Annotated in this window: 18 protein-coding genes and 3 tRNA genes; 15 read left to right on the top strand and 6 right to left on the bottom strand. The window is 71.5% G+C overall.

Annotated elements, in window-relative coordinates:
* Window positions 1–88: 88 nt before the first annotated feature.
* Entirely contained in the window at window positions 89–982 is an 894-nt protein-coding gene (locus tag JOD49_RS09585; protein ID WP_372441261.1) for an EamA family transporter, read from the top strand.
* A 79-nt stretch (window positions 983–1,061) separates the two neighbouring features.
* On the opposite strand, the gene JOD49_RS09580 is transcribed toward JOD49_RS09585, so the two are convergent.
* Both JOD49_RS09580 and JOD49_RS09575 read right to left on the bottom strand, forming a co-directional pair.
* Window positions 1,062–1,736 (bottom strand): bacterial proteasome activator family protein, encoded by a 675-nt coding sequence (locus tag JOD49_RS09580; protein ID WP_275588969.1) that lies wholly within the window; start codon window positions 1,734–1,736, stop codon window positions 1,062–1,064.
* A 56-nt stretch (window positions 1,737–1,792) separates the two neighbouring features.
* Window positions 1,793–2,770 carry an NAD(P)H-quinone oxidoreductase gene (locus tag JOD49_RS09575; RefSeq protein WP_205306982.1) on the bottom strand — a complete coding sequence of 326 codons (978 nt, stop codon included), beginning with the start codon at window positions 2,768–2,770 and terminating at the stop codon, window positions 1,793–1,795.
* 222 nt (window positions 2,771–2,992) lie between these two features.
* On the opposite strand from JOD49_RS09575, the gene JOD49_RS09570 reads away from it, so the two are divergent.
* The 9 genes from JOD49_RS09570 (at window position 2,993) to JOD49_RS09530 (ending at window position 13,852) form a co-directional block, all read left to right on the top strand.
* The gene (locus JOD49_RS09570; protein ID WP_205306981.1) at window positions 2,993–6,658 is read left to right on the top strand and encodes a sensor histidine kinase; all 3,666 of its coding nucleotides are present in this window, start codon (window positions 2,993–2,995) and stop codon (window positions 6,656–6,658) included.
* 40 nt (window positions 6,659–6,698) lie between these two features.
* Entirely contained in the window at window positions 6,699–7,148 is a 450-nt protein-coding gene (locus tag JOD49_RS09565; protein ID WP_030151141.1) for a roadblock/LC7 domain-containing protein, read from the top strand.
* A 10-nt stretch (window positions 7,149–7,158) separates the two neighbouring features.
* A complete protein-coding gene (locus tag JOD49_RS09560) occupies window positions 7,159–7,575 on the top strand; it encodes a DUF742 domain-containing protein (protein WP_030151140.1) in 417 nt (138 codons plus the stop codon).
* A 331-nt stretch (window positions 7,576–7,906) separates the two neighbouring features.
* The gene (locus tag JOD49_RS09555) at window positions 7,907–8,506 is read left to right on the top strand and encodes a GTP-binding protein (RefSeq protein ID WP_205308903.1); all 600 of its coding nucleotides are present in this window, start codon (window positions 7,907–7,909) and stop codon (window positions 8,504–8,506) included.
* Between the two features lie 174 nt (window positions 8,507–8,680).
* Window positions 8,681–8,765 (top strand) — tRNA-Ser (locus JOD49_RS09550).
* Between the two features lie 147 nt (window positions 8,766–8,912).
* Window positions 8,913–10,184, top strand: coding sequence for a threonine/serine exporter family protein (locus JOD49_RS09545; RefSeq protein ID WP_307822469.1), 1,272 nt, complete (start codon window positions 8,913–8,915; stop codon window positions 10,182–10,184).
* Between the two features lie 67 nt (window positions 10,185–10,251).
* On the top strand, window positions 10,252–10,908 hold the full coding sequence (locus JOD49_RS09540; protein WP_205306979.1) for a TetR/AcrR family transcriptional regulator: 657 nt from the start codon (window positions 10,252–10,254) through the stop codon (window positions 10,906–10,908).
* Window positions 10,909–10,947: 39 nt separating this feature from the next.
* A complete protein-coding gene (locus JOD49_RS09535; protein ID WP_205306978.1) occupies window positions 10,948–13,560 on the top strand; it encodes an MMPL family transporter in 2,613 nt (870 codons plus the stop codon).
* A 203-nt stretch (window positions 13,561–13,763) separates the two neighbouring features.
* Window positions 13,764–13,852, top strand: a tRNA-Ser gene (locus JOD49_RS09530).
* A gap of 183 nt (window positions 13,853–14,035) precedes the next feature.
* Here the strand turns inward: JOD49_RS09530 and JOD49_RS09525 are convergent.
* The 3 genes from JOD49_RS09525 to JOD49_RS09515 all read right to left on the bottom strand — a co-directional run bounded on the left by JOD49_RS09525 (window position 14,036) and on the right by JOD49_RS09515 (window position 17,202).
* Window positions 14,036–15,400 carry an FtsX-like permease family protein gene (locus tag JOD49_RS09525; RefSeq protein ID WP_205306977.1) on the bottom strand — a complete coding sequence of 455 codons (1,365 nt, stop codon included), beginning with the start codon at window positions 15,398–15,400 and terminating at the stop codon, window positions 14,036–14,038.
* Window positions 15,397–16,242 (bottom strand): ABC transporter ATP-binding protein, encoded by an 846-nt coding sequence (locus JOD49_RS09520; RefSeq protein WP_205306976.1) that lies wholly within the window; start codon window positions 16,240–16,242, stop codon window positions 15,397–15,399. The genes JOD49_RS09525 and JOD49_RS09520 overlap by 4 nt, the downstream gene beginning before the upstream one ends.
* Window positions 16,243–16,464: 222 nt before the next feature.
* Complete coding sequence (locus JOD49_RS09515; RefSeq protein ID WP_205306975.1) at window positions 16,465–17,202, bottom strand: fumarylacetoacetate hydrolase family protein; 738 nt, start codon at window positions 17,200–17,202, stop codon at window positions 16,465–16,467.
* A 223-nt stretch (window positions 17,203–17,425) separates the two neighbouring features.
* Here JOD49_RS09515 and JOD49_RS09510 point away from each other — a divergent pair, with 223 nt between their 5' ends.
* From JOD49_RS09510 to JOD49_RS09495, 4 genes are all read left to right on the top strand, one after another.
* A complete protein-coding gene (locus tag JOD49_RS09510; RefSeq protein WP_205306974.1) occupies window positions 17,426–19,342 on the top strand; it encodes a KUP/HAK/KT family potassium transporter in 1,917 nt (638 codons plus the stop codon).
* A gap of 183 nt (window positions 19,343–19,525) precedes the next feature.
* Window positions 19,526–19,598 (top strand) — tRNA-Arg (locus JOD49_RS09505).
* A gap of 580 nt (window positions 19,599–20,178) precedes the next feature.
* The gene (locus JOD49_RS09500) at window positions 20,179–21,891 is read left to right on the top strand and encodes a tyrosine-type recombinase/integrase (protein WP_205306973.1); all 1,713 of its coding nucleotides are present in this window, start codon (window positions 20,179–20,181) and stop codon (window positions 21,889–21,891) included.
* Complete coding sequence (locus JOD49_RS09495) at window positions 21,888–22,244, top strand: hypothetical protein (protein WP_205306972.1); 357 nt, start codon at window positions 21,888–21,890, stop codon at window positions 22,242–22,244. The genes JOD49_RS09500 and JOD49_RS09495 overlap by 4 nt, the downstream gene beginning before the upstream one ends.
* Before the next feature lie 135 nt (window positions 22,245–22,379).
* On the opposite strand, the gene JOD49_RS09490 is transcribed toward JOD49_RS09495, so the two are convergent.
* The gene (locus tag JOD49_RS09490) at window positions 22,380–22,691 is read right to left on the bottom strand and encodes a helix-turn-helix domain-containing protein (protein WP_205306971.1); all 312 of its coding nucleotides are present in this window, start codon (window positions 22,689–22,691) and stop codon (window positions 22,380–22,382) included.
* A 554-nt stretch (window positions 22,692–23,245) separates the two neighbouring features.
* On the opposite strand from JOD49_RS09490, the gene JOD49_RS09485 reads away from it, so the two are divergent.
* A complete protein-coding gene (locus tag JOD49_RS09485) occupies window positions 23,246–23,998 on the top strand; it encodes an SDR family NAD(P)-dependent oxidoreductase (RefSeq protein WP_307822468.1) in 753 nt (250 codons plus the stop codon).
* Window positions 23,999–24,008: the final 10 nt, after the last annotated feature.

The following is a 24,008-nucleotide window of genomic DNA, read 5'->3' as shown; positions in this document are numbered from 1 at the left end:
CGTGCGGCCCGACGGCGGGGCCCGGCTCCTTCGGGACGGCCCGGCCCCGGCGGTCCCGGGGGTCGCTCGCGCGACGTAGGGTCGTCGGGTGTCTTCGCGTCCCGGTCATGCCCTCGGCAACGTGGCGGGCCGCATCCCGCCGCCCGCCCTCTTCGTCGTCTCGGGGCTGACCCAGTACCTCGGCGCCGCGATCGCGGTCGGTCTGTTCGCCGTCGTCGGGGCGCCCGAGGTCGCCTGGCTGCGCATCGTCGTGGCCGCCGTGCTGCTGCTCGCCTGGCGACGGCCGTGGCGGCAGCGCTGGACCTGGCGGACGCTCGCCTGGGCCGCGGTGTTCGGCGTCGCGCTCGCCGCGATGAACGTGACCTTCTACGTCGCGATCGACCACCTGCCGCTGGGGTCCGCGGTCGCGATCGAGTTCATCGGCCCCGTGGCGGTCGCGGCGATCACGGGCCGGGGCTGGCGCGAACGCGGCGGGATCGCGGTCGCCGCGGTCGGGGTCGTGCTCCTCGCGGGGGTCACGCTCACGTCCGACCTGCCGCGCGAGGACGTCGTGATCGGGCTCGTCGCGATCGGCATCGCGGCCGCGTGCTGGGCCGCGTACATCCTGCTCGGGCGTCGCGTCGCGCTGGCCGGGTCGGGGGTCACGTCGCTCTCCGTGGCGATGACCGCGGGGGCGCTCGTGTTCGCGCCGTTCCTCGCGCCGTCGTCGGGAGCCGTGCTCGAGGACTGGCAGCTCCTGCTCGCGGTCGTCGGGATCGCCGTGTGCTCGTCCGTCGTGCCCTACGTGCTCGAACAGCTCATCCTGCGGCGCGTCAGCGCGGCGACGTTCTCGGTGCTCCTCGCGATGCTGCCGGCGACCGCGGTGGTGATCGGCGCCGTCGTGCTGCAGCAGTTCCCCTCGTGGCTCGAGCTCGTCGGGCTGCTGCTCGTGTCCGGGGCCATCGCCATGACCGCCCAGCGGACGGATCCCCCGCCCGCGTAGCGGGCGCAGCCCGCGCCGGGCACGCAGGCCGCGCACACGGGGTTCGGGTCCGAGCCGGCGCCGGGCGCCCCAGGTCGCCTCAGAGGTACTGCCCGGGCGACGGGCGGCCGTCGTCACCCTCGCGCCGGGCACCGGGGGGGACGGCCTGCGCGGGGTGCCCCGGCATGCCCGGGACGGGGATCGCGCCCGGGGGCAGCGCGCGACGGATCTGCGAGAGCTGCGCCTGCGCGGCCATCTGCTGCGCCACGAGGGCGGTCTGGATGCCGTGGAACAGCCCCTCGAGCCACCCCACGAGCTGCGCCTGCGCGACGCGCAGCTCGGCGTCGGACGGCACGGAGTCGTCGGTGAAGGGCAACGAGATGCGGTGCAGCTCCGCGACGAGCTCGGGGGACAGGCCCTCCTCGAGCTCCTTGAGCGACCGTTCGTGGATCTCCGCGAGACGGCTGCGGGCCGCCTCGTCGAGAGGGGCGTCGCGGACCTCCTCGAGCAGTCGCTTGATCATGCCGCCGATGCGCATGACCTTCGCAGGCTCCTCGACGGCTGCCCCCGGATCGCGGTCCTCGTCCGGCCGGCCGTCGCCCGCGGCGTCCTCGTCCGTCGCGGGCTCGTCCGGCGTGACCTGCGTCCCGTCGGGGGAGATGATCGTGTAGCCCCGCCTGGCCCGGTCGTCGGCGTCCCCGCCCTGCGCACGGTCCGCGGCCGCGCGCTGCTCGGACGGGTCGGGGGACTGGTCGCCTCGTGCGTCGTCGCTCATGGACCCAGTCTGTCCCGAACGGGCGCCGTGCGCGACGCCCGCGGCGCTCATGACGCTCACGGCACGAGCAGGACCTTGCCGAACACCTCGCCCGACTCCATGAGGCGGTGAGCGTCGCCCGCCCGGTCGAGGGGAAGCTGCGCGTGGACCACGGGCCGTACGCGCCCGTCCTCGATCAGGGGCCACACGTGCGTCAGGACGTCGCGGACCAGCCGGGCCTTCTCGTCCGCCGGGCGGGCGCGCAGCGTGGTCCCGGCGACCAGGGCTCGCTTGGCGAGCAGCAGGCCCAGGTCGAGCTCGCCGCGGCGCCCCTTCTGCATCCCGATCACGACCAGCCGACCGCCCGTCGCGAGCGCCCGGAGGTTGTCGGCCAGGTACGCGGCCCCGACGACGTCGAGCACCACGTCGGCGCCCGCTCCCTGGGACGCCTCACGCACCGCGGCGACGAAGTCCTGGGTCCGGTGGTCGACGGCCACGTCGGCCCCCAGCGTGAGGCACCGCGCAGCGCGCTCGGGACCGCCCGCCGTCGTGACCACGCGCGCACCGAGCGCGGCACCGATCTGCGTCGCGACCGAGCCGACCCCGCCCGACCCGCCGTGCACGAGCAGGACGTCGCCCCGACCAAGACGGCCCACGTCGACCAGGTTGCTCCACGCGGTGCACACCGCCTCGGGGAGCGCGGCGCCGTCGACGAGCGAGACGCCGGCGGGCAGGGGGAGCACCTGCGACGCGCGGACGCGGACCTTCTCCGCGTAGCCACCGCCGTCGAGCAGTGCGACGACCTCGTCACCGACGTCCCACCCTGTGAGACGGGAGCCGACGGACGAAATCACCCCAGAAACCTCGAGACCCGGCCATACCGGTGCACCTGCCGGCGGAGGGTACTTTCCGGCACGTTGTAGCAGGTCAGCAGGGTTCACGCCACTCGAAACGACGTCGATCAGCACCTCGTCCGGACCCGGGACGGGGTCGGGGAGGTCGGACAGGGTGAGTTCCCCTGGGCCACCCGGGGCGGCTATCGTGACGGCTCGCACGCGAAAGACACTACGGCCTCGTGGACGAGGGCGGGTGTCCGGCCTCGTCGGAATCCTCCGCGAAGCCTCCGGCTTGCCCTGGATGACCGGATTAGGTCCCTGGGGCAAGTGCACCGATAGTTAGTACGCACGTCTGGCGAGTGGGGGATGGTCGGTGCCGACCGGACCTCACGACGATCCGCTGGTCACAGGGTATGGAGAGAGGTTCGTATGCTCCGCAGGTTGAGCGTTCGCGGGAAGATCCTTGCGGCACTCGCGCTGCCTGTCTTCGTCCTGTTCCTGGCCGCAACGGTCTTCTCGGTTCAGGCGATCAACGAGGCGCGCGTGGCCAACCAGACCGTCGCCCTGGTGGAGGCCTTCGCCTCCCAGGACGTCGCAGGAAAGGCCGTGGCCGCCGAGCGCGCCGCAGAGATCCAGCGGGCGCGCGGCGTGGAGAACGCCGACGCGCTGGTCGAGGAGGCGCGCGCCGAGACCGACAAGGCGCTCGACCGTCGCGACCGGATGTACGGCGACGTCGCGCTGTCCATGCTGGACCCCCGCGTGAACCGAGCCGTCGAGGCGACGGTCAAGGACCGCACCGAGCTCGACGCCCTGCGCAAGAAGATCGACAACGGCACGATCCAGGAGCTCGGCCTCACGTCGTCGTACAACACCCTGATCGACGACGCGCTCGACGTGCCGCGCGTGCTGGCCGACACCGCGCAGGACCGTGGCCTCGCCCAGGTGCTCGACGCGTACGTCGCGTCCAACGTGCTCATGAGCCAGGTCGCGCTCGAGCTCCCCGTCGTCTCGTTCCTCTTCCAGGACATCGCCCAGGACCAGACGACCAACGGCGGCACGGTCTCGCCGGGCGTCAGCGACGACTCCCAGCGCGCCGCCCGACTCGTCAGCGAGGGCGAGACCAAGGCAGCGGCCGCCCGCAAGGCGGTCCGCGAGCTGCGCACCGGTCTCGCGATCCCGTCGCCGATCGGTTCCTACGTCAACCTGCGAAACTCGCTCGCGGCCAACGCCGCGGTCGGCGTGACGAACAAGGACGAGTGGGCCGCGGCCTCCGCCAACGACCTCGCGGACATCACCCCGGTCCGTGACGAGGTCCGCAAGAACGCCGGCGAGACGGCGTCGGACATCGCGGCCGCGGCCGTGACCCGAGCCGTCCTGACCATCCTCGTGACCCTCGTCGCGTTCGGTGCCAGCATCCTCGTGGCCGGTGCCATCGCCCGCCAGATCGTGAACCCGCTGCGCCGCCTCACGACCGCGGCCCAGGACGTCCGGGACCAGCTCCCGCGCATGGTCGAGCAGGTCTCGGTGCCCGGCCAGGGCCCGGGCATCAGCATCCAGCCCATCACGGTCGAGTCGAGCGACGAGGTCGGTCAGCTCGCGAACGCGTTCAACGACGTGAACTCCACGACGATCCAGGTGGCCCGCGAGCAGGCCGCGCTGCGTGGATCGATCGCCGAGATGTTCGTCAACGTGGCTCGCCGCGACCAGGTGCTGCTCAACCGTCAGCTCGCGTTCCTCGACGACCTCGAGCGTTCCGAGGAAGACGCGAACACGCTGTCGAACCTCTTCCGCCTGGACCACCTCGCGACCCGTATGCGCCGCAACGCCGAGTCCCTCCTCGTGCTCGCGGGCATCGACTCGGGTCGTCGCGTGCGCCAGCCCATGCCGGCCTCCGACGTCATCCGTACGGCGTCGTCCGAGATCGAGCTGTACGACCGCGTCCGGCTGAACCTCGTCGTCGACCCGCTCATGCTGGGGCACAACGCGCTCAACGCGGCGCACCTCATCGCCGAGCTCCTCGAGAACGCGACCATGTTCTCGGAGCCGCACACGCCGGTCGAGGTCAGCACGGCGCGCGACGAGCGGTTCGTCAAGATCATCATCCGCGACCACGGCCTGGGTATGACCCCCGAGGAGATCGTCGAGGCGAACCGCAAGGTCAACGCGCACGCCGCCTCGGACGTCGTGGGATCGCAGCGACTGGGCCTGTACGTGGTCGGGCGCATCTCGGACCGTCTCGGCGCGAGCGTCACGTTCGAGCGTGCTCCCGAGGGCGCGGGGACGCTCGTCACCGTCAGCTTCCCGAACGTCCTCTTCGTGCCGGACTCCAACGTCCCGCTGCCGATGCCGACGGACCCGCTCGACAACCGCACACAGGTCGCCGCGAACCAGCTCTCCGCACCGCCCGCGCAGCCCACGGCCCCCGTCTACTCGGGACCGGCCACGACCTCGACCCCGCAGATCGACCACGACGCGCCCGTCGCGATCCCGGTCGACCTCGCAGCCCTGACCGACGGTGCGACCTCGACGGGCATGCCTCGCCGTCGCCCGCGCGGCATGGACCCCGCGGGGTCGGCGCCGAGCGCCTCGTTCGTCCCGGGTCCGCAGACCGGCTCGATCGTCCTGCCGCCGCTCGCGACGCCGTCGCTCCCGCTCGACATGCCCGGCACGCCCGAGGCCTGGTCCCCTCCGGAGGGCGTGGCCTCGTCGGGCAGCTCCCTGCCCAGCCGTGCCCGTGCCGCGAGCCCCGCCGAGACCACGGGCGTCATGCCGCCCGTCCAGCCGCAGTCGGCCGAGATCCCGGTGCTCGACGTGAGCACGCGTTCGGCCATGTTCTCGAGCTTCCGTGCCCTCGGTGCGGCGGACCCCACGACGTCGGAGCAGCAGGCCATCGAGCTCGATGCCGCCCCGGACGTGTCGGCTACCGACATCTCGGTCCCCGACTTCGTGCCCGACGACGGCACGTGGGCCCCGCAGTTCGCGATCGAGCCGCTCACGCAGAACGAGGCGTCGGCCCCGGTCGCGGGTCCCCCCGCGGCCGCTGCGCCGGTCGAGAGCGAGCAGGTCGTCGAGACCCCTGCGGCCGAGCTCCCGCAGCGCCAGGCCCCGGCCCCGGCGCCGCAGCCGACGCAGTACGAGGTTCCCGTCGCCCACGTCGACACGTACCGTGCTCCCGCCCCCCAGCAGTACGCGGACCAGCGGCCGTCCCCGGCGGAGCCCGCCCTCCTGCAGCCGGTCCAGCAGTACCAGGACCAGCAGCCCCAGGCCCCCGCGGCGCAGGTCGCACCCGAGGTCGAGGCGCGCGAGGAGATCCCGGAGGAGCTGTCCTTCGAGGCGCTCCCCAAGTTCGAGGACCTCATGGCCGACCTGCCGACGCGCAGGTCGTTGCGGGAGAGCCAGGCGCGCAAGCGCGGCATCTTCAACCGGCGCCCCCGCACGGGGGCCATGCCCGTCGTGACCCCCTCCGCCGCGGCGCTCGCCTCGCAGCCGGCCGGTGCGGTGCCGCTCACGCAGCAGGCCGCCCCGGTGCAGCAACCGACGGCCTACCAGCAACCCGCGCAGGCGCAGCAGCCGGTCGCCTACCAGCAGCCTGCGGCGCCGACCGCCTTCGCTCCGGCCCCGGCGGCGATGCCATCGGTGGGCCAGCAGGCCCCGGTCGCGACGGCCGGCCCGACCCCGCTGGTGCGCCGTCCGGCGCAGGAGCAGATCGAGCCCCTCGACGAGGGCTACGTGTCGGACTCGGTCGAGGCTCGCTCGGACTGGACCGCCTCGGCGGTCCTCTACGAGGAGATGTCGACGCTGCTCCGCAACGGCCCGGAGGTCCAGGGCAAGGCGTACGCCGACTCCGCGGGGACCTACAGCCCCCAGGAGCGTCCGGACGTGACGACCTCGGGCCTGACGCGTCGGGCCCGGACCGTGAACCGCGAGGAGTACGTCGACCGGTTCACGGCCAAGATCGATCGTGACCCGGAGCAGCTGCGGGCACGTCTCGCGGCGTTCCAGTCGGCGACCGCACGGGGACGGGTCGAGGCCGACGACGAGACAGGTTCGACTGAACGTGCCTCGCACGGCAATGATGTCCCCGACTCAGCGCCGCAGTCGCGGTGACGTACAGCTCGCCGTCTGTGGCAACTGACAAGGAGGAAGTGTGAACGCGCTCAGCACCGAAGCAACCAATTTCGGGTGGTTGCTCGACAACTTCGTGCGGACCGTCCCGGGAAGCCGGCACACGCTGGTGGTGTCGGCCGACGGTCTGCTCATGGCGATGTCCGACCAGCTCGACCGGACGAGCGGCGACCAGCTCGCGGCGATCGTGTCCGGCATGTCGAGCCTGACCCGCGGTGCGGCCCGCCAGCTCAACGGGGGCAACGTCCGCCAGTCGATCGTCGAGATGGACAACGGGTTCCTCTTCCTCATGAACGTCTCGAACGGGTCCGTCCTCGGGGTCGTCGCCGAGTCAACGTGCGACATCGGGCTCATCGGCTACGAGATGGCCCTCCTCGTCTCCCGCACGGAGGCGACGTTGACGCCTCAGCTCATCTCGGAGATGCGCGGTAGCCTGCCCGTTGACGGAGCAACACGAGCCCCGGTGGGATGAGGACAGGTCGATGACGAACGCACCTTTTGGCAGCTTGGGAGCGCACAGCTCGGACTCGTACGAGGCCGCGACGGTGCGTCCGTACGCGGTGACCGGCGGACGTGTCCGTTCGGCGACCTCGGACCTCCCGCTCGAGGCGCTGGTCGAGGTGATGCCGGGTGCTGTGAACAGCTACGGCCTGCCTCCCGAGAAGCGTGCGATCCTCCAGCACGCAGCGCACAACTACGTGTCGATCGCCGAGCTCTCGGCGCTCCTGCGGATGCCCTTGGGCGTCACCCGCATCCTGGTCGCCGACCTCGCCGAGGAGAACTACCTCACGGTGCACACGTCGACCCCGCTCAACGTCCACACCGGTCACGGCAGCAGCAACTCGGGACTGTCCCTGAGCATCTTGGAGAGTGTTCTCAATGGCATTTCCACCCTCTGACGGTGCTGCCGGCCAGCCGCAGGCTGCTGGTGGTACCGGTCTGATCACGGGCGCCCCCGGGTCGTCGGCACCCGCCGGCGCGTCGGGGCCTTCGTGGTCTCCCGTCTCGGCTCCGGCGGCCGCAGCGCAGGCTCCGGCCGTCTCGGCCCCGTCCGCAGGATCGCCGACCTCGGCTCCGGTCCGCCAGAGCGTCCTCGGCGGTCAGCCCGGCAGCACGCCGGCGCCGGCTCCGCAGGCTCCGGCTCCCGTCGCCACGCAGCAGGCGCCGACGGTCCACCAGACCCCGCCCGTCCAGCAGCAGGCGAGCCCGGCCCCGACGGCACCGCAGCCCGTGGCTCCCGCCGCGACGACTGCCCCCCAGGCGACGCGCACGGCGCCGACGGTCGTGAAGATCGTCGTCGCGGGCGGGTTCGCGGTCGGCAAGACGACCTTCATCGGCTCCATCTCGGACATCGAGCCGCTCAACACCGAGGCCGCGATGACGGAGCACTCGGTGGGGGTCGACGACGCGGGTGGCGTGAGCGACCGCAAGATGACGACCACGGTCGCCATGGACTTCGGCCGTATCGAGCTGCCTGGATCGCTCTGGCTCTACCTGTTCGGCACGCCGGGCCAGGACCGCTTCCTGTTCATGTGGGACGACCTGGTGCGCGGTGCGATCGGTGCCGTCGTGCTCGTCGACACCGACCGCCTCGAGCAGTGCTTCCCGGCGATCGACTACTTCGAGTCGCGGGGCATCCCGTTCGTCGTGGGCGTCAACTGCTTCGACGGCGTGGCCAAGCACAAGCTCGAGGACGTGCGCGAGGCGCTCCAGATCCCTGCTCACGTCCCGATGCTGTACACGGACGCGCGGTCGCGTGCGGCGACCAAGCAGACGCTGATCTCGCTCGTGCAGCTCGCGATGCGTCAGCTCCGCTCGGGCGCTGCCTGACCCGGTCCGCAGCGACGGCCCCTGGGGCTCGTCGTGCGACGCTCGACCGCTGACGGCGGGCCACCTCGTGAGGGTGACCCGCCGTCGTCGTGCACCGGGCGGACGTGCCCCTGACCGAAGGTGGCGTGGACGACCGGAGGCTCGGACGTGCCAGAATGTGCGTCGGAGCACCATGGAGGGCTGACAGAGCGGCCTAATGTGACGGTCTTGAAAACCGTTGTTGCGCAAGCAACCGGGGGTTCGAATCCCTCGCCCTCCGCCGCCAGAGCAAGGCCCCGGACCCACGTGGTCCGGGGCCTCTCGGCATCCCGGCCGTGCTCCGCGGTGTCCGGGGAGCATGGACCGGTCCGTCTCACCGCACCGGGCAATGGGTGCACCGGGGCGCTCGACGGGCGATCATGTCGGGGTGACAGCACACGCGACCGACGAACCAGGCCTGGGCCCGAGCGAGCTGGTCCGGCAGTCGGGGACGGTCCTGAGGGTCGGCCACCTCGCACTCTCGGCCGGGACCGGCAGCTACCGCGTGAAGTCCCACATGACGCGCGTGGGCCGGGCGCTGGGCCTCGACCGCACCGCAGCGCACGTGACGCTCACCGAGATCACCGCGACGTCCTACCGGGACCGCAACTTCCGGACCGAGGTCGCCGAGGTCCGGGCGGTCGGCATCAACTCCGACCGGCTGTCCGAGCTCGAGGCCTACGTCGGCGACCTGCCGGAGCAGGTCACGGCGGCGGAGGTCGACGCGGAGCTCGAACGGATCGCTGCCAAGCCGTTGCTCTACGGCGCGTTCCTCAACGCCTTGTGGGCCGCGATCGCCTGTGCGGCGTTCGCGTTCCTCAACAACGGCGGGGTCATCGAGTGCGGTGCCGTGTTCGTCGGGGCGTTCTTCGGTCAGATGGTGCGTCGGGCCATGCTGCACAAGGGCATCAACCAGTTCGGCACCACGATGCTCGCAGCGACCGTGGCCGCGACGGCCTACCTGCTGATCGTGCTCGTCTTCGAGAACCTGATGGGGGTCGCGGGGGGCCACGAGGCGGGCTACGTGTCGGCGGTCCTGTTCCTCGTCCCGGGGTTCGCCCTGGTGACCGCCGCGCTCGACCTCGCCAAGCTCGACTTCTCCGCGGGCATCGCCCGCATGACGTACGCCCTGATGATCCTGGCGTCGGCTGCCCTCGCGGTGTGGGCGATCTCCGCGATCGCCGGGCTCCAGCCCGACAGGCTCCCTCCGCCGGCCCTGGACGAGACGCTGTTCGTGGCTCTGCGCGCGCTCGCGAGCTTCGCGGGCGTGCTCGGCTTCGCGCTGATGTTCAACAGCCCGTGGAAGATGGCCGTGGGAGCGGCGTCGATCGGCATGGTCGCGAACGTGGCGCGCCTCGAGCTCATCGACGCGGGCTTCGCGTCGCAGGCCGCCGCGGCGGCGACCGCGCTCATCGTCGGGGTCCTCGCCGCCTACATCGCGCCGGCCATGAAGGTGCCGCGCATCACGATGTCGGTGCCCGCGGTCGTCATCATGGTGCCGGGCGTCACGGCCTACCGTGCTGTCTACGAGTTCAACAGCGGGGCGACGGTCGACGCCCTGGCGTCGACGGTCGAGGCGGGGCTCGTGATCGTCGCGCTCTCGATCGGGCTCGCGGTCGCCCGCATGCTCACGGACAAGAACTGGACGTTCGAGCGGTAGCCGGAGGCCTGCGAGCCCTGACCAGGCTTGTTGCACCGAGTGCATCGATGCACTTAGCGTAGAGGGCATGTCCCTCCCCGTCGTCGACCGCCGGTCCGCGCTCAAGGCACGTCATCGGCGCGCCATCGTGGACGCGGCCGCGGCCCTGATCGGCGAGTCGGGCGGGACCACGTTCTCGGTCGACGAGCTCGCGGAGCGCGCCGACGTCTCCCGGCGCACGGTGTTCAACCACTTCGCGTCGCTCGACGACGTCGTGACCGAGGTCTGCAGCGAGGTCGTCGGGGCGGCGCTCGACCGGCTCGACGCGCTCGCGTCGGACGACCAGGGCGAGGGGCCCGACCTGGCCCTCTTCGACGAGGTCGCCCAGGCGCTGCGCACGACCGACTTCGTGACTCCCTTGGCCTACCTGACCAGGGTGCTCGGCGACGAGGGCGGCCCGTCGCCCCGCAGGGCACTCACCCTCATCAAGGTCTTCGCAGAGGTGAGCATGCGTCTCACGACGGCCCTGGCCGCGAGCCACCCCGACGAGGACCCGTTCGACATCGAGCTCCTGGTCGGGGCACTCATGAGCGGGCTCATCGTGATCTATCTCCGTTGGGTCGACGTGACGGGCGCCGTCGACGACGGCGCCTCGCGCGAGACCTGGACGACACTCCTCGAACGGCTCCTCGACGCGACCCGGACCGGCCACGGCTCGGTCGCCTCGTCACGTCGCACCCGCTGACCCTCCCACCGCGTACTCGCGCGCAACCGAAGGACTCTCATGGCTGAATTTCTCTACCGCGTCGGCCGCTGGTCGGCGCGACGCGCAAAGACGGTGATCGTCGCGTGGCTCGCGATCCTCGTCGCGGCAGGTGTGGCGTTCGCGCTCGGCGCGGGCACCCTCGCGACGACCTTCTCCATCCCCGGCACCCCCACGGCCGAGGTGACCGACCGCCTGCAGAGCGACTTCCCGGATGCTTCGGGCGGGACGGGGACCGTCGTCGTCCAGACCGCGGACGGCGAGAAGTTCACGGCCGACCAGCAGGAGGAGGTCGCCGCACTGGTCGCCGACGCCGCCCAGGTCGACGGTGTGACCTCGGTCATGGACCCGTTCACGACCGAGGCGGACCGGGCCACGCAGCGCCAGCAGGTCGAGGACGGTCGCGCCCAGGTCGAGGCGGGCCGTGCTCAGCTCGTCGCGGGTCAGGCCCAGCTCGACGCGGCCCGCGCCCAGGTCGAGGCCGGTCAGGCCCAGCTCGACGCCGCTCGCGCCCAGGCCGAGGCCGCGGGCATGCTCGCGCAGGCCCAGCCGCAGCTCGACGCCCAGCAGGCGACGATCGACCAGGGGCGCGCTGCCCTCGACGCGCAGCAGACGACCCTCGACGACGGTGCGACCCAGCTCGAGGAGCAGGCCGCCCAGCTCGAGCAGGGAGCGACCCTGCTCGACATGGCCTCCGAGATCCGCATGGTCTCCGAGGACGGCACGACCGCGATCGTCATGATCTCGTTCACGGACCCGCAGATGGAGATCCCGCAGGAGACCAAGGACGAGCTCGTCTCGGTCTTCGACGCCGCCCCCTCGGACCTCGACGTGGACCTCTCGGCCGACATGACCATGGGCGCCCCGAGCATCATCGGCGCGGGGGAGATCGTCGGCCTGCTGGTCGCCGCGGTCGTGCTCGTCGTGATGCTCGGCACGCTCATCGGTGCCGGTCTGCCGATCCTCACGGCCCTCATCGGCGTCGGTATCGGCGCGCTGGGTGCGCTGTCGCTCTCCGGGGTCGTCGAGATGGCGTCGGTGACGCCCGTGCTCGGGCTCATGCTCGGGCTGGCGGTCGGGATCGACTACTCGCTCTTCATCGTCAACCGGCACCGTCGTCAGCTCAAGGCGGGCGACGACCTGCACGAGTCGATCGCGCTCGCCAACGGGACGTCGGGCAACGCGGTCGTGTTCGCGGGCACCACGGTGCTCGTCGCACTGCTCGCCCTCAACGTCACGGGCATCCCGTTCCTGGGCCTCATGGGCACGGTCGGCGCGGCGTGCATCGCGATCGCGGTGCTCATCGCCGTGACGCTCACGCCCGCACTGCTCGGGCTCGTGGGTCAGCGGATCCTCAGCACGAAGGAGCGTGCGCGCCTCGCGGGCACGGCGAACGGTGCGACGGGTGAGCAGGGCGCGCAGGACGCGCAGGTGGTCGCCCCTGCGCCCGCCGAGGTCCGTCCCATGTCGACCGGCTGGGCCGTGGTGCGCGTCGTCGTCGGTATCGCGGCGCTCCTGCTCGTGGCGCTGCCCGCGCTCGACCTGCGGCTCAACCTGCCCGACGGCTCGACCGAGCCGCACGACTCGACGCAGTACCAGGCGTACTCGACGCTCGCCGAGAAGTTCGGCGAGGGCCAGAACGGGACGCTGCTCGTCGTCGCCGACCTGCCCGCCGTCGAGGCGGGGTCTGAGGCCGAGGCCGAGTCCATGGCGGCCCAGGTGGAGATCGCCCAGGCGCTCTTCGACCAGGAGGACGTCGTGGCGGTCGCGCCCATCGGCACGTCCGAGGACGGGACGGTCGCGGCGTTCCAGGTCGTGCCCGCCGAGGGCCCCACGAGCGAGTCGACCGAGGAGCTCGTGCACACGCTGCGCGACATGTCGCCCATTGACGGGACGTACGAGATCGGCGTCGCGGGCTCGGCGAGCGGCAACGTCGACATCTCGGAGAAGCTCGCGTCCGCGCTGCCGGTCTACCTCGCGGTCGTGGTCGGCCTGTCGCTGATCATCCTGGTCCTGGTGTTCCGGTCGATCTTCGTCCCGGTCATCGCGACGCTCGGCTTCATCCTGTCGTACTTCGCCGCCCTCGGCGGGGTCGTCGCGATCTACCAGTGGGGCTGGCTGGGCGGCGTGTTCGGCGTCGAGAGCCCGGGCCCGATCCTGAACTTCCTGCCGACGATCCTGGTCGGCATCCTGTTCGGGCTCGCGATGGACTACATGCTCTTCCTCGGGTCGGGCATGCGGGAGGCGTACGCGCACGGTGCGCCGGCGCGTGTCGCGGTCGTGCAGGGGGTCCGGGCCGGGCGCTCGGTCGTGACGGCCGCGGCGATCATCATGATCGCGGTGTTCGGCGGCTTCATCTTCTCGCACAGCGCGATGATCCGGCCGATCGGTTTCGCGCTCGCGTTCGGCGTGCTCGTCGACGCGTTCGTGATCCGCATGATGGTCGTGCCCGCGCTCATGCACCTCGCGGGCGACAAGGCGTGGTGGCTGCCGCGCTGGCTCGACAGGATCCTGCCCGACGTCGACGTGGAGGGCGCCTCGCTCGAACGTCGCCACCCGCACGCGGCCGCCGGCGTCTCGGAGGCCGCTCCCGAGGACGACCTCGACAAGGACGCCGCGGGCGTCCGGGGCTGACGCCCACGGCACAGGCCCGCAGCGACACCGCCGGAGCCGCCCTCCTCACCGAGAGGAGGGCGGCTCCGGCCGTCTCCCGGCGGGCTGCTGCGCGGCGCCACGGGGCGGGAGGGCGCGGAGAACGCGCGACTCACGCCGCTGTTTTGCTCCGCAGTGCCCCGAGAAGGTAGCCTTGCGACGCTCGGTGCCTAGCATCCGAGCATGGAGACGTCGCATAGTCAGGTCTAGTGCGCCACCCTGCTAAGGTGGTAACGGGGCAACCCGTTCGAGGGTTCAAATCCCTCCGTCTCCGCTCAGGAAGGTCCCGGCTGCGTCAGGCCCGGGGCCTTTTCTGTTGCCCGGGAGTGCGCGCCGCCGCGCCACCCGACACTCCTTCCCGGCCGCCCGCACCCCCGTGCTCGACGCACGACCGGTGCCCGACGGCGGGACGCGAGCCCCGCCGTCGGGCACCGGCAGTGCGTGGCACGGGCCGCGATCAGGCGGCCATGGCCGAGCGCACCACGAACCGTGACGCGGCCGCCCCGGCCAGCACGAGCGCCGAGGCCCCCGCGACGCACGCCAGGAACTGCAGCACCACGTCGACGTTCGCGAACGCGTTGATCCCGAGGACGGGCACCATGAACAGGAGCGAGGCGACGGTCGCGAGGCCCACGCTCGCTGCCAGCGGGATGACGGTCTCGCGGAACCGCGCCTTGTCGAGGGTCTTGAGGTCGGTGCCCGCGAGGGTCAGCGCGCGATACTCGCCCCGCTGGTCGATCACGCGTCCGGCCTGCATGACCCCCGTCGAGACAGCAGCCAGGACGCCCGCGATCGCGAGGGTCAGGAAGCCGCCCGTGACCAGGTCGACCACGAACTGGACCTCTTCGGGGTCGGCGCCCATGCTCGGGTCGAACAGCGCGAGGACGCTCGTGATCCCGGCGATGAAGGTCGCGAGGGCGACGCCGCCGACCGACCGCCACGCGGTCTTGGGCGAGTCGACGATGCGGCGGCCTGCGAGGAGCGTCGGGACGTTGCGCGCGCCTCGCGCGGTCAGGCGGCCGACGACCCAGATGACGAACGGGCCGACGACGTTGAGCGTCGCGAAACCGGCCACGAGCACGAGGGTGAGGATCGCGATCGTGACACCGGCGCCGCCGAACGAGACGTTCGTGACGACGAGCATCGCGATGAAGGCGACCGCGATCGAGAGCAGACGGACCGCCTTCATGCCCGGCGGGGTCACACGGGCCGCGACGCCCAGGGGAGTGATCGCGACCCGGCGCAACGAGACGGCGGCCGAGACCAGGGCGACGAGCACGACGCCCACGACCGCGAGCAGCAGCACGGGCACGCCGACCCACAGCTCGGAGATCTCGAACGTCCGCCCCTGGAAGCGCAGCTGGGCCACCAGCGGCAGCAGGGCCGCGTAGCCGACCAGACCCACCAGGGCGCCCACGAGGGCCTGCGCGGCCGCGTCGAGGACCGTGAGCGTGGCGACCTGGCCGGTCGTCGCCCCCGCGAGGCGCAGCGACGCGAGGCGGGCGTCGCGGCGAGCCACCGCGAGGCGGGCCGCGGCACCGCCCAGCGTCACGAGCGGGATGAGCAGCAGGAGGGACGCGATGGCCGCGAAGATCGGGTACTGGCTGTCGTAGGAGCCTGCGCCCGCCTCGGGCCCGTTCGCCATACCGTCGAACCCGCCGGCGCGAGCCACGAAGGCCCCCACGCCGCCGACGACGACGAGCAGGATCGCGGTCGTCGCGGCGAACGCGATGATCGCCAGGACGTTGGTCAGGCCCTGGGGGTCGCGCGCGTCGGAGCTGCGGCGGCGCAGGAGCCACCACAGGTCGAGGGTCGCCTTCATCGGGAGACCCCCTGCGTGGGGTCGTGCTGCGCCGAGGGTGCGCCGTTCGCGGGGTGCGCGGCCATGGCTGCGCGCGTGGCGTCGTCGGGCGCGTGCGGCGGCGGGGCGGGCTGCTGCTGCGCGGGCGCGTTCGCGTGGAACTCGCCCGAGATGCGACCGTCGCGCATCGTGACGGTGCGCGAGCAGTAGCGGGCCACGCCCGCGTCGTGCGTGACGATCACGAGCGCGGCGCCCGACGCCTGGACCGCGGCCGTCAGCACCGACAGGACCTCGGCGCCCGTGCCCTGGTCGAGCGCCCCGGTGGGCTCGTCGGCGAACACGACGCCTGGCGACCCGACGAGGGCACGTGCGATCGCGACGCGCTGCGCCTGGCCTCCCGAGAGCTCGCCCGGTCGACGCTGCTCCATGCCGGCCAGTCCCAGGTGCGCGAGCCAGGCCGCCGCGACCTGCGTGGCCTGGGCGCGCGGGGTGCCCGCGAGCATGAGCGGCAGGGCGGCGTTCTCGACCGCGGGGAGCTCGGGCAGGAGCTGGCCCGACTGGAAGACGAAGCCGAAGTCCTCGCGGCGCAGGGCCGTGCGCCGGCTCTCGCTCAGGGTCGTGAGGTCCTCCCCGCGCCAGGACACCGTGCCCGAGGTGGGCTTGACGATGCCCGCGAGGCAGTGCAGGAGCGTCGTCTTGCCCGAGCCCGAAGGGCCCATGATGGCGACGGACTCGCCGGGGGAGACTGTGAGGGAGACGCCCGCGAGGGCGTGCGTGGCGGTGTGGTCGGTGCCGTAGACCTTCGTCAGCCCGGAGGCGACGAGGGGCGAGCCGGTCGAGGGGGCAGGGCCGAGGTTCGTCATGCCCCCATCCTTCGGCGAGGACGGGGTGCACCGCGTCCGGCCACGGTGGGGACCTGCCCGACGGCGGGTCATGCCCTGGGGGGACCGGTCGCCGTCCTCGCGGCGTACGTCTCGACGGCCCGCACGCGTGCCCGCACGCCTGCCCGCACGCGTGCCCGCACGCTTGTCAGAACGAGCGTGAGCTCGAGGTCACGCTGGTTCTGACAACTGTCTGAGCGCGGGTCAGGTGATCGGGTTGGTGAGCGTCCCGATGCCCTCGATCGTGATGTCGGCGGTCTGACCCGGCACGACGTGCGCCGACGTGCTCGGCGACCCCGTGAGGACCACGTCGCCCGGACCGAGGGTCAGGTGCGACGTCAGGTAGACGAGCTGCTCGACGACGTCCCACGCGAGGCCCGACGTCGACGCCTCGGCCTGGGTGGCGCCGTCGACCTGGACGTCGATCGCGAGGGCGCCCGGGGTGGCGAGGTCCGTCTCGATCCAGGGGCCGAGCGGCGTGAAGCCGTCGCCGTTCTTGGACTGCGTGAACTTGTCGTCGAGCGCGCTCTGCTCGTACGCCGTGACGTCGTTGCCGACGGTCCAGCCCAGGATCGCACCGGGGACCTGCTCGGGCGTGAGGTGGCGGGACGTGCGGCCGATGACGATCGCGAGCTCGCCCTCGACCACGACCTTGCCCGCGGCCGGGTCGAGCCGCACGGGCTCCCCCGGGCCGATCACGGTGCGTGCCGACTTGGCGAACGCCTGCGGCGGGACGAGGCGGTCCGCGGGGCCGCTGTTGTGCGCCATGCCGAGCACGACCCGCGGCTCGCACGGCGCGAGGAGGCGGGCACCGTTGACGGGGTGGGTCTCGCCCGTGCGCTCGAGGACCGGGGCGTAGTGGTCGACGACGACGGCCCAGACGTCACCGTCCTGGACGACGGGTCGAGGGCCGGTGGGGGTGTCGATCCGAGCGAGTCTCACGGTGGGTTCCTCCGTCTGCGGGCAATCCGTCCGCGGGTGTGGCCCGCGGGGGTCGGCGCGGTCGTGCCGGCTCCCGTGAGACTACAGGAGGTATGACGTCCGATGTGATGGCTGGCGTGGCTGACACGGGGACCCGGCACGACACTGAGGAGGACGGGCCGGCGGACCGATGCCGCCCCGCGGCGCACGGCGGGGAGGCACCATCGCACGCACGGCGGACGGCGTGACCCAGGCCCCGGCGGGGCGCGGGCGGGCCACGAGCGCCCTCGCCCTCGTCGGGGCGCTCGGCGTCGTGTTCGGAGACATCGGGACGAGCCCCCTGTACGCAGCGACGGCCGTGGTCGCCACGGCACGGGGCGCGGGGGTCGAGCCCGACCGGACCTTCGTCTACGGGATGACCTCGACGATCCTGTGGACCCTGACCCTCGTCGTGAGCATCCTGTACGTCCGACTCTTCCTCCGGGCGGACAACGACGGCGAGGGTGGGCTGCTCGCCCTGCTCGGACTGCTCCGGCGCACCCTCGGCCGGTCGCACGGTGGGCGCAGGGCGACCCTCGTCGTCACCGTGCTCGGCATGCTCGGAGCCGCGATGTTCCTCGGGGACAGCGTCATCACCCCGGCCATCTCCGTCCTGTCGGCCGTCGAGGGCCTCGAGGTCGTCGAACCTTCGCTCGCGCGGTTCGTGGTGCCGCTGGCCCTCGCGATCCTCGCGAGCCTGTTCCTCGTCGAGCGGTTCGGCACCCGGGCGATCGGACGGCTCTTCGGGCCCGTCATGCTGCTCTGGTTCGCGACCCTCGCCGCGTGCGGCGTCCGCGGCGTGGTCGAGACGCCCGACGTCCTGGTGGCCGTCTCCCCGCACTGGGTCGTGCTGTTCTTCCTCGACCACCCCGCGGCGGCCTTCCTGTCGCTGGGCGCCGTGGTCCTCGCCGTGACCGGGGCCGAGGCCCTGTACGCCGACCTCGGGCACTTCGGGCGACGGCCCATCGCCCGCGCCTGGACCTTCGTCGTGTTCCCCGCGCTCGCCCTGAGCTACCTGGGGCAGGGTGGTCACCTCATCGCCTCGCCCGAGGCCGCCCGCAACCCGTTCTTCTCGCTCGTCCCCGCCCCCCTGGCGATGCCCGTCGTCGTCCTCGCGACCCTTGCGACCATCATCGCGTCACAGGCCGTGGTCTCGGGAGCCTTCTCGGTCGTCCACCAGGGCGGTCGCCTCGGGGTCCTCCCACCCCTGCGGACCGTCCACACCTCGTCCGCGAACAGCCGACAGATCTACCTGCCCGCCGTGAACGTCCTCCTGGCGGTGGCGGTCCTGCTCATCGTCCTGGCGTTCCGGTCCTCGGGAGCGCTCGCCTCCGCGTACGGCATCGCCGTGACGCTGACCATCTCGATCACCACGGTCGTCTACCTTGCCCACACCTGGACGTCCCGACGGCGCCCTACCGGCCGGTTCGTCGTCGCCGGCTCGATCCTCGTCCTCGTCCTCGTCCTCCTCGCCGCCAACCTCGCCAAGGTCGGCTCGGGCGGATGGCTGCCCCTGACGGTCGGCGCCCTCGTGTTCGTCGTCATGACCACCTGGTGGACGGGCCGGCGGCACGTCGACCGCGGGCGCCTCGCGCTCGAGACCACTGTCCAACGCGTCGAGGACGTCCTGGAGGCGCACGGCTCCGTGACCAGGACCCGGGGGACCGCGGTCTTCCTCAGCAGGCACCGCGGCGTCGTGCCGCTCGCCCTGCGATCCATGGTCGAGCAGAACCACGCGCTCCAGCGGCACGTCCTGCTCGTGAGCTGGGCGACGAGCGACCGCCCCGTCGTCCCGGCCGGCGAGAGGTACCGGGCGGCCCCCGTCGGGGACGAGGGCGTCGTCGAGATCGTCGCGACCTACGGGTTCCGCGAACGCCCACGAGTCGTCCGCCTGCTGGCCCAGGTTCAGCGAGACGCGCCCGACCTGATGCACGGCGTCGACCTCGGGACCGCGACCTACTTCGTGTCGCTGTCGGTACCCCGTTCGACCCCGCGGTCCAGGATGCCGCGCTGGTCCCAACGCCTCTTCCTCGGCCTGTACCGGCTCGTGCCCGACCCGGTCGAGACCCTCGACCTGCCCCGCGAGCGGACCATCGTGCTGAGCCGGGACGTGCCGCTGTAGCGCCTCGTGCGGTGGAAGTGGCAGGATTTCGCGGTTCCCCGTCGAGCCAGGACAGGTCGCGACGTGGCCACCGTGGTGTCGTGCGTCACGAAGTGGCTGGTCAGCCCGTATCGGTTTGAGTATCCAGCGAAACTCGTTGTAGTCTTCTCGACGGCTGCTCAAGAGAAATCGCAGAGCGGCCGGGCGCCCGTAGCTCAACGGATAGAGCATCTGACTACGGATCAGAAGGTTGGGGGTTCGAATCCCTCCGGGCGCACAGTACGCGAAGGCCAGGAACCGTCACGGTTCCTGGCCTTCCCGTGTTGGGGCACCCTTTCTGCTCCGACACGGCGACGCACCGGCCTGACACGCCCAGACACGGCTCCGACGCCGTCGCACGGGGATCATGCGAGGGCTTGCTCACCGGCCCGCCCGCCGTCTCACCCCCGGCCGATGCGGCGCCGGTGGACGCCCGACGTGCGGGCATTGCACGATCGCCCCGTCGCCGGACCGATCCTTCGCATGACATCGCCCATCTCCTCCCTCGTGGTGCGCCGCTCCGACATGCGCAGCCTCCGTCCAGCTCCCCGGGGCGGTGCCCTGCAGGGCTGGGTGCGAAAGCCCTTGGCTCCCTACCGCGAACTGTGCGCACGCTCCGTCCCTGCCTCCCAACCTGCCGTGCCCCCTCCGGCCGTTCCAGCCGACCTGCTGGACGCCAATTCGGCCGGGGCCGCACTGGGATACCCGGCCGCCATCGTCCGGCACTGGGCCACGCAGGCGCCCGCCCGCCTACCAGCGTTCGTGCTGATTGACGGCGCCCCCTACTTCACCCGCGCGGCGCTTGGTGAGGTGGTTCGATGAGTGACTGGAGCGGCCCCTGGGTCACGGTCACCACGTCGAAGGGCACCACCTCGTGGTCGGTGCCCGCAGACTGGGGCTTCGCCGATCTGCCTGTCGCGGGCAAGGTCCGGGTCCGCTGGCGCGCACCAGGTGGCAAGAACCCGCGATCCCGTACGCTCTGGGCCGCTGACGCCGCCCTGGCACCCCTGCTGCGCACTCTCGTCGCCGCCAGCGCCAATCCTGGGTCCTGGACCGTCGCAGCGGATGGTAGCCCGGTACCCACTGCGCCGACCTCCGCCAGGCCCGCCCTGCCTAAGCCGGTCCATGCCGCACACTCCGACTCCGATCCACTGGGCGTGGTTGGGCCGCACAACGCCCTACTCGGCAGGATCGCGGCGGGCGAGTACCCGTTGGGGGCAACGATCGCCGACGTGATCCGGATGGTGGTGGCGGAGCGGGCCCCGGGGTGGAGCCCCGCGCACAACGTCAACATGCGCAATGTCTTGGCCTTCGTGGAGCACGTGATGGTATACCGTGAGCCGAACCTGAACGACACCCCCGAGGTGGTTGCCTGGAAGCGGGCGCGGCTCGAGCTGGATGGGGTGATGGAGGGCGGGTCGCTGCACGTGGCACTCATCCTGCCGCCGGACCTCACGGAGGCGATCTCGCTGCGCCGGTACTCCAACCGGCGCGCAGACCTGCTCAACGTCCAGCGCCAGCTGGCCTGGCACCAGTCCTGGACCAGGTACGACGATGCCCAGCGGGCCCGGGCGGCAGGCATTCGGCGCGGGGGGCGTCTCCCCGCCCGGCCTGCCGACACACTCGAGCTGTTGCCGGTCGAGTCCGAGGTCTCAGCCCGCACAGAGGAGTTGTTTGCAAAGGCCATCCAGATGCTGCTGAACCACGCCGCTGACCATGGCCTGCTACCCGGCCGCAATCCGTTCCCGCATTTCGCCGGCCGCACCCGCTCGGTGGCTGGATTCCGGCGCCCCCAACCCATGGCCATCCACGAACGAAACGTTGTCCCGTTGGGCACCGTGATTGATTTGGCCGAAGCCATCGCCCGGCAAGGCCCCACCGACCCGCGCACTGGGTGCGCCGTCGGGGACCGGTTCCGCGCCCTGGTGCTGGCCTCGGTGGCGGCCGGGCGGCCGAGCGAGTATGCGGCCCTGCGCCCCGACGACTACCGCTCTGGCCCTGAACCCCGGCTGGTTTTTCGAACCTCGGCTGGCCCGGCACACACCGCCGGGACCCGAGACGGCACCTCCTACGCCCACTCGGGCTCGTTGAAAGGCCGGGCACCTGGACAGGTTCGCGAAGTTCCGATCCCGCGGGCCGTAGCCGAGGTCCTAGACGCTCACCTCGCCGCAGGGTACGCCAGCCGTGACCACCTGTTCACTGGGCCAGGCGGTGGACCGCTGAGGTGGGGGAACCACGTCGAGACTTACTGGCGTCCTGCCGTACGCGAAGTCCTGGGGCACGCGGCTGAACCGCAACTGCGCAACCTGACACTGCACTGGCTGCGCAAGGGGGCCATCACCTGGCTCCTACGGTCGGGGATGAACCTCCTCGACGTCGCCGAGCTGGCCGGGCATGACCACACCATCCTGATCAACCACTATGCCGGCGTCACGCATTCCGCGGACGCCAGGCGGATCTGGACCGGCTGGGAGGACGCTTGGGCTTGGGCCTCCAGCGAACGCGTCGCGGTGGTTGGGCGGATCCCGTGATCGAGCGAATCGACCCCGAGCAGACCGGTGTGTGGGACATCACAACCTACTCGGGCGCGGTGTACCGCCTGCGGGTTCCCCCGGACGCCCGGGCCACCGTCGTGCGCCGTCCCGGAATCGGGGGCTCCGCGCCGCAACGCGGGCTGCGCCGTGACCACACCCCGATCGAGGTTGTCGCTTGGGGCAGCTATGACCACCTCGATGGACTGACCGCCGGCATCAGCCTGGGCAGGTGCGTGCTCTTCGTGCTCGAACCCCTCGGGCCCGACGGCGAGGCGACCGTACGGGTCACTACGCCGGTCGCTGGCATTGCCCCTCGCTCACAACCTGACTTGGGGCAATCGCCGAACTGAGTGCGCGGCCGCCCGGGGTGCCGGTCCTGCACCAGGGTGCGATCCGCTGGTCGGATGGCCCGGTCATGGGGTGTGCGTACACCCGCAACCTGCGATCACGTTGGCTCCTGCGACCGTGGGGTACGGCCGCAAGGGCTAGGAGCGTAGCGGGGGCACAGGGTGGTCGGGCCACAGCCGAGTCTCCAGCGCCTCCTCGAGCTTGGCCAATGTGACCGCGTCCGGCCAGGTGCGTCCGGCTAGGAGGTCGTAGATGGTGGTGCGCTCGAGGCCAGCCTGTCGAGCCAAGCTGGTCTTGGTCTGGCCTTCGAGACTGCACCCTAAGCGGCGCGCGATCTCCACCGCGTATGCGACCGCGGTCGGCGCGTCAGCGGTGAAGGTGCCCTCGGGCCAATCACCCTCCGCGAGCCAGTCACGAGGGGTGCGGTACTCCTGGCTGCGGCGGGGCATGTCAACACTCTACGGCCGGACCTTGCCGCCGCCCGTCTCCGGTTCCTACCCCAGTCCATCGAGAAAGACCCTGACGGGGGTGATGCTGCCGTCGTATGCCTGGAAGAGGTCAGTCTGTCGTGGTCGGTAAACGGGTGCATGCCCGCGCGGCGGTGCCCGAGCACCAGGTGCCCCTGCGATCGAGGACCCGTTCTGCCAGGCGCGCTCGCGGTCGTCGACTGCCCCGCACCAGCGACTGTCCGGCCGAAGTGGTCAACGGCTGGCTCGAACGCCTCCGTCCTCGGCTTACACAAATCTGACCCGCTTCATGGCGATCACGCCTGGGTGTCGATACCTTCAGACTATTGCCTCTCCCGTATCTGCATTGAGCCGCCGGTGTCATCGTTAGCATGAATCGAAGCTGCCGACAAGAGGCGCCGAAATGCTACCGCTTGGTCAAATTGGAGAGCCTCGTGCCAGACCCCATGGAGGTGCTACAGTCGCCAACCGGGGCAGGAGAACACCGCACAGGTCTGCTCTGCGTCCATATCGCTGTGGCAGGGGGGAGTGACTTGGTGTCAGCAAGAAGCAGTTTGAAAGAATCGCGCATCGTCGTCGTGACGGGAGGCGGCACGGGAATGGGCCGTGCCATTGCCAGACGATTCCTCGCGGACGGAGCCGAGACGTACATCCTCGGTCGTCGGCCGGACGTCCTGGCGCGCGCCGTGGAGGAGAGCGCATCCGGGGTCATGCATGCCATCCCCGTCGATCTCACCGATCCAGCCGGAGTGCTGGGCGTCGTCGATGCCCTCGCCGGGCGGGAGATCGACGTCCTCGTGAACAACGCCGGTGGGGTCGGCGGGCCGCCTGCCGCGGGGCTCGAGGCCACCTTTGACAGGTTCCGCAGCCTTCTAGAGCAAAATCTCCTGTCCGCGATGATGTTGACCGAGGCGCTGTGGCCCTCGCTGTCCCGGCCGGGCGGGCGTGTGGTCAACATCAGTTCGATTGCAGGTCAACGCGGTGGTGGTGGTGCCTACGGTGCGGCGAAGGCTGGCCTCGTTGCGTGGAGCCTCGAGCTCGCGGCGCGCGGGGGGCCGCACGGTATTACCGTCAATGCCGTTGCACCCGGCTATGTCCAGGATACCGAGTTCTTCGACGAATCCGGACGCTCGACACGGCACGAGAGCCTTGTGGCGCAGACGCTCGTCGGACGTGCCGGAACCCCGGAGGACATCGCTGGGGCCGTGGCCTTCCTCGCGTCGGACGAGGCGTCGTGGGTGACCGGCCAGGTGCTGAGCGTCAACGGCGGCGCGCTCCTGGGTCGGTGATTCGAATGGC

It is taken from the genome of Oerskovia jenensis (assembly GCF_016907235.1).
GTDB lineage: Bacteria > Actinomycetota > Actinomycetes > Actinomycetales > Cellulomonadaceae > Oerskovia > Oerskovia jenensis.
This window is presented reverse-complemented; position numbering and strand designations above follow the sequence as displayed.

Bases quoted from the DNA above. Each gene is read 5' to 3' on its own strand.
- JOD49_RS09520 (WP_205306976.1), bottom strand. From the start codon at position 16,242: ATGACGAACCTCGGCCCTGCCCCCTCGACCGGCTCGCCCCTCGTCGCC.
- JOD49_RS09580 (WP_275588969.1), bottom strand. From the start codon at position 1,736: ATGAGCGACGACGCACGAGGCGACCAGTCCCCCGACCCGTCCGAGCAG.
- JOD49_RS09540 (WP_205306979.1), top strand. From the start codon at position 10,252: ATGTCCCTCCCCGTCGTCGACCGCCGGTCCGCGCTCAAGGCACGTCAT.
- JOD49_RS09535 (WP_205306978.1), top strand. From the start codon at position 10,948: ATGGCTGAATTTCTCTACCGCGTCGGCCGCTGGTCGGCGCGACGCGCA.
- JOD49_RS09500 (WP_205306973.1), top strand. From the start codon at position 20,179: ATGAGTGACTGGAGCGGCCCCTGGGTCACGGTCACCACGTCGAAGGGC.
- JOD49_RS09560 (WP_030151140.1), top strand. From the start codon at position 7,159: ATGACGAACGCACCTTTTGGCAGCTTGGGAGCGCACAGCTCGGACTCG.
- JOD49_RS09525 (WP_205306977.1), bottom strand. From the start codon at position 15,400: ATGAAGGCGACCCTCGACCTGTGGTGGCTCCTGCGCCGCCGCAGCTCC.
- JOD49_RS09490 (WP_205306971.1), bottom strand. From the start codon at position 22,691: ATGCCCCGCCGCAGCCAGGAGTACCGCACCCCTCGTGACTGGCTCGCG.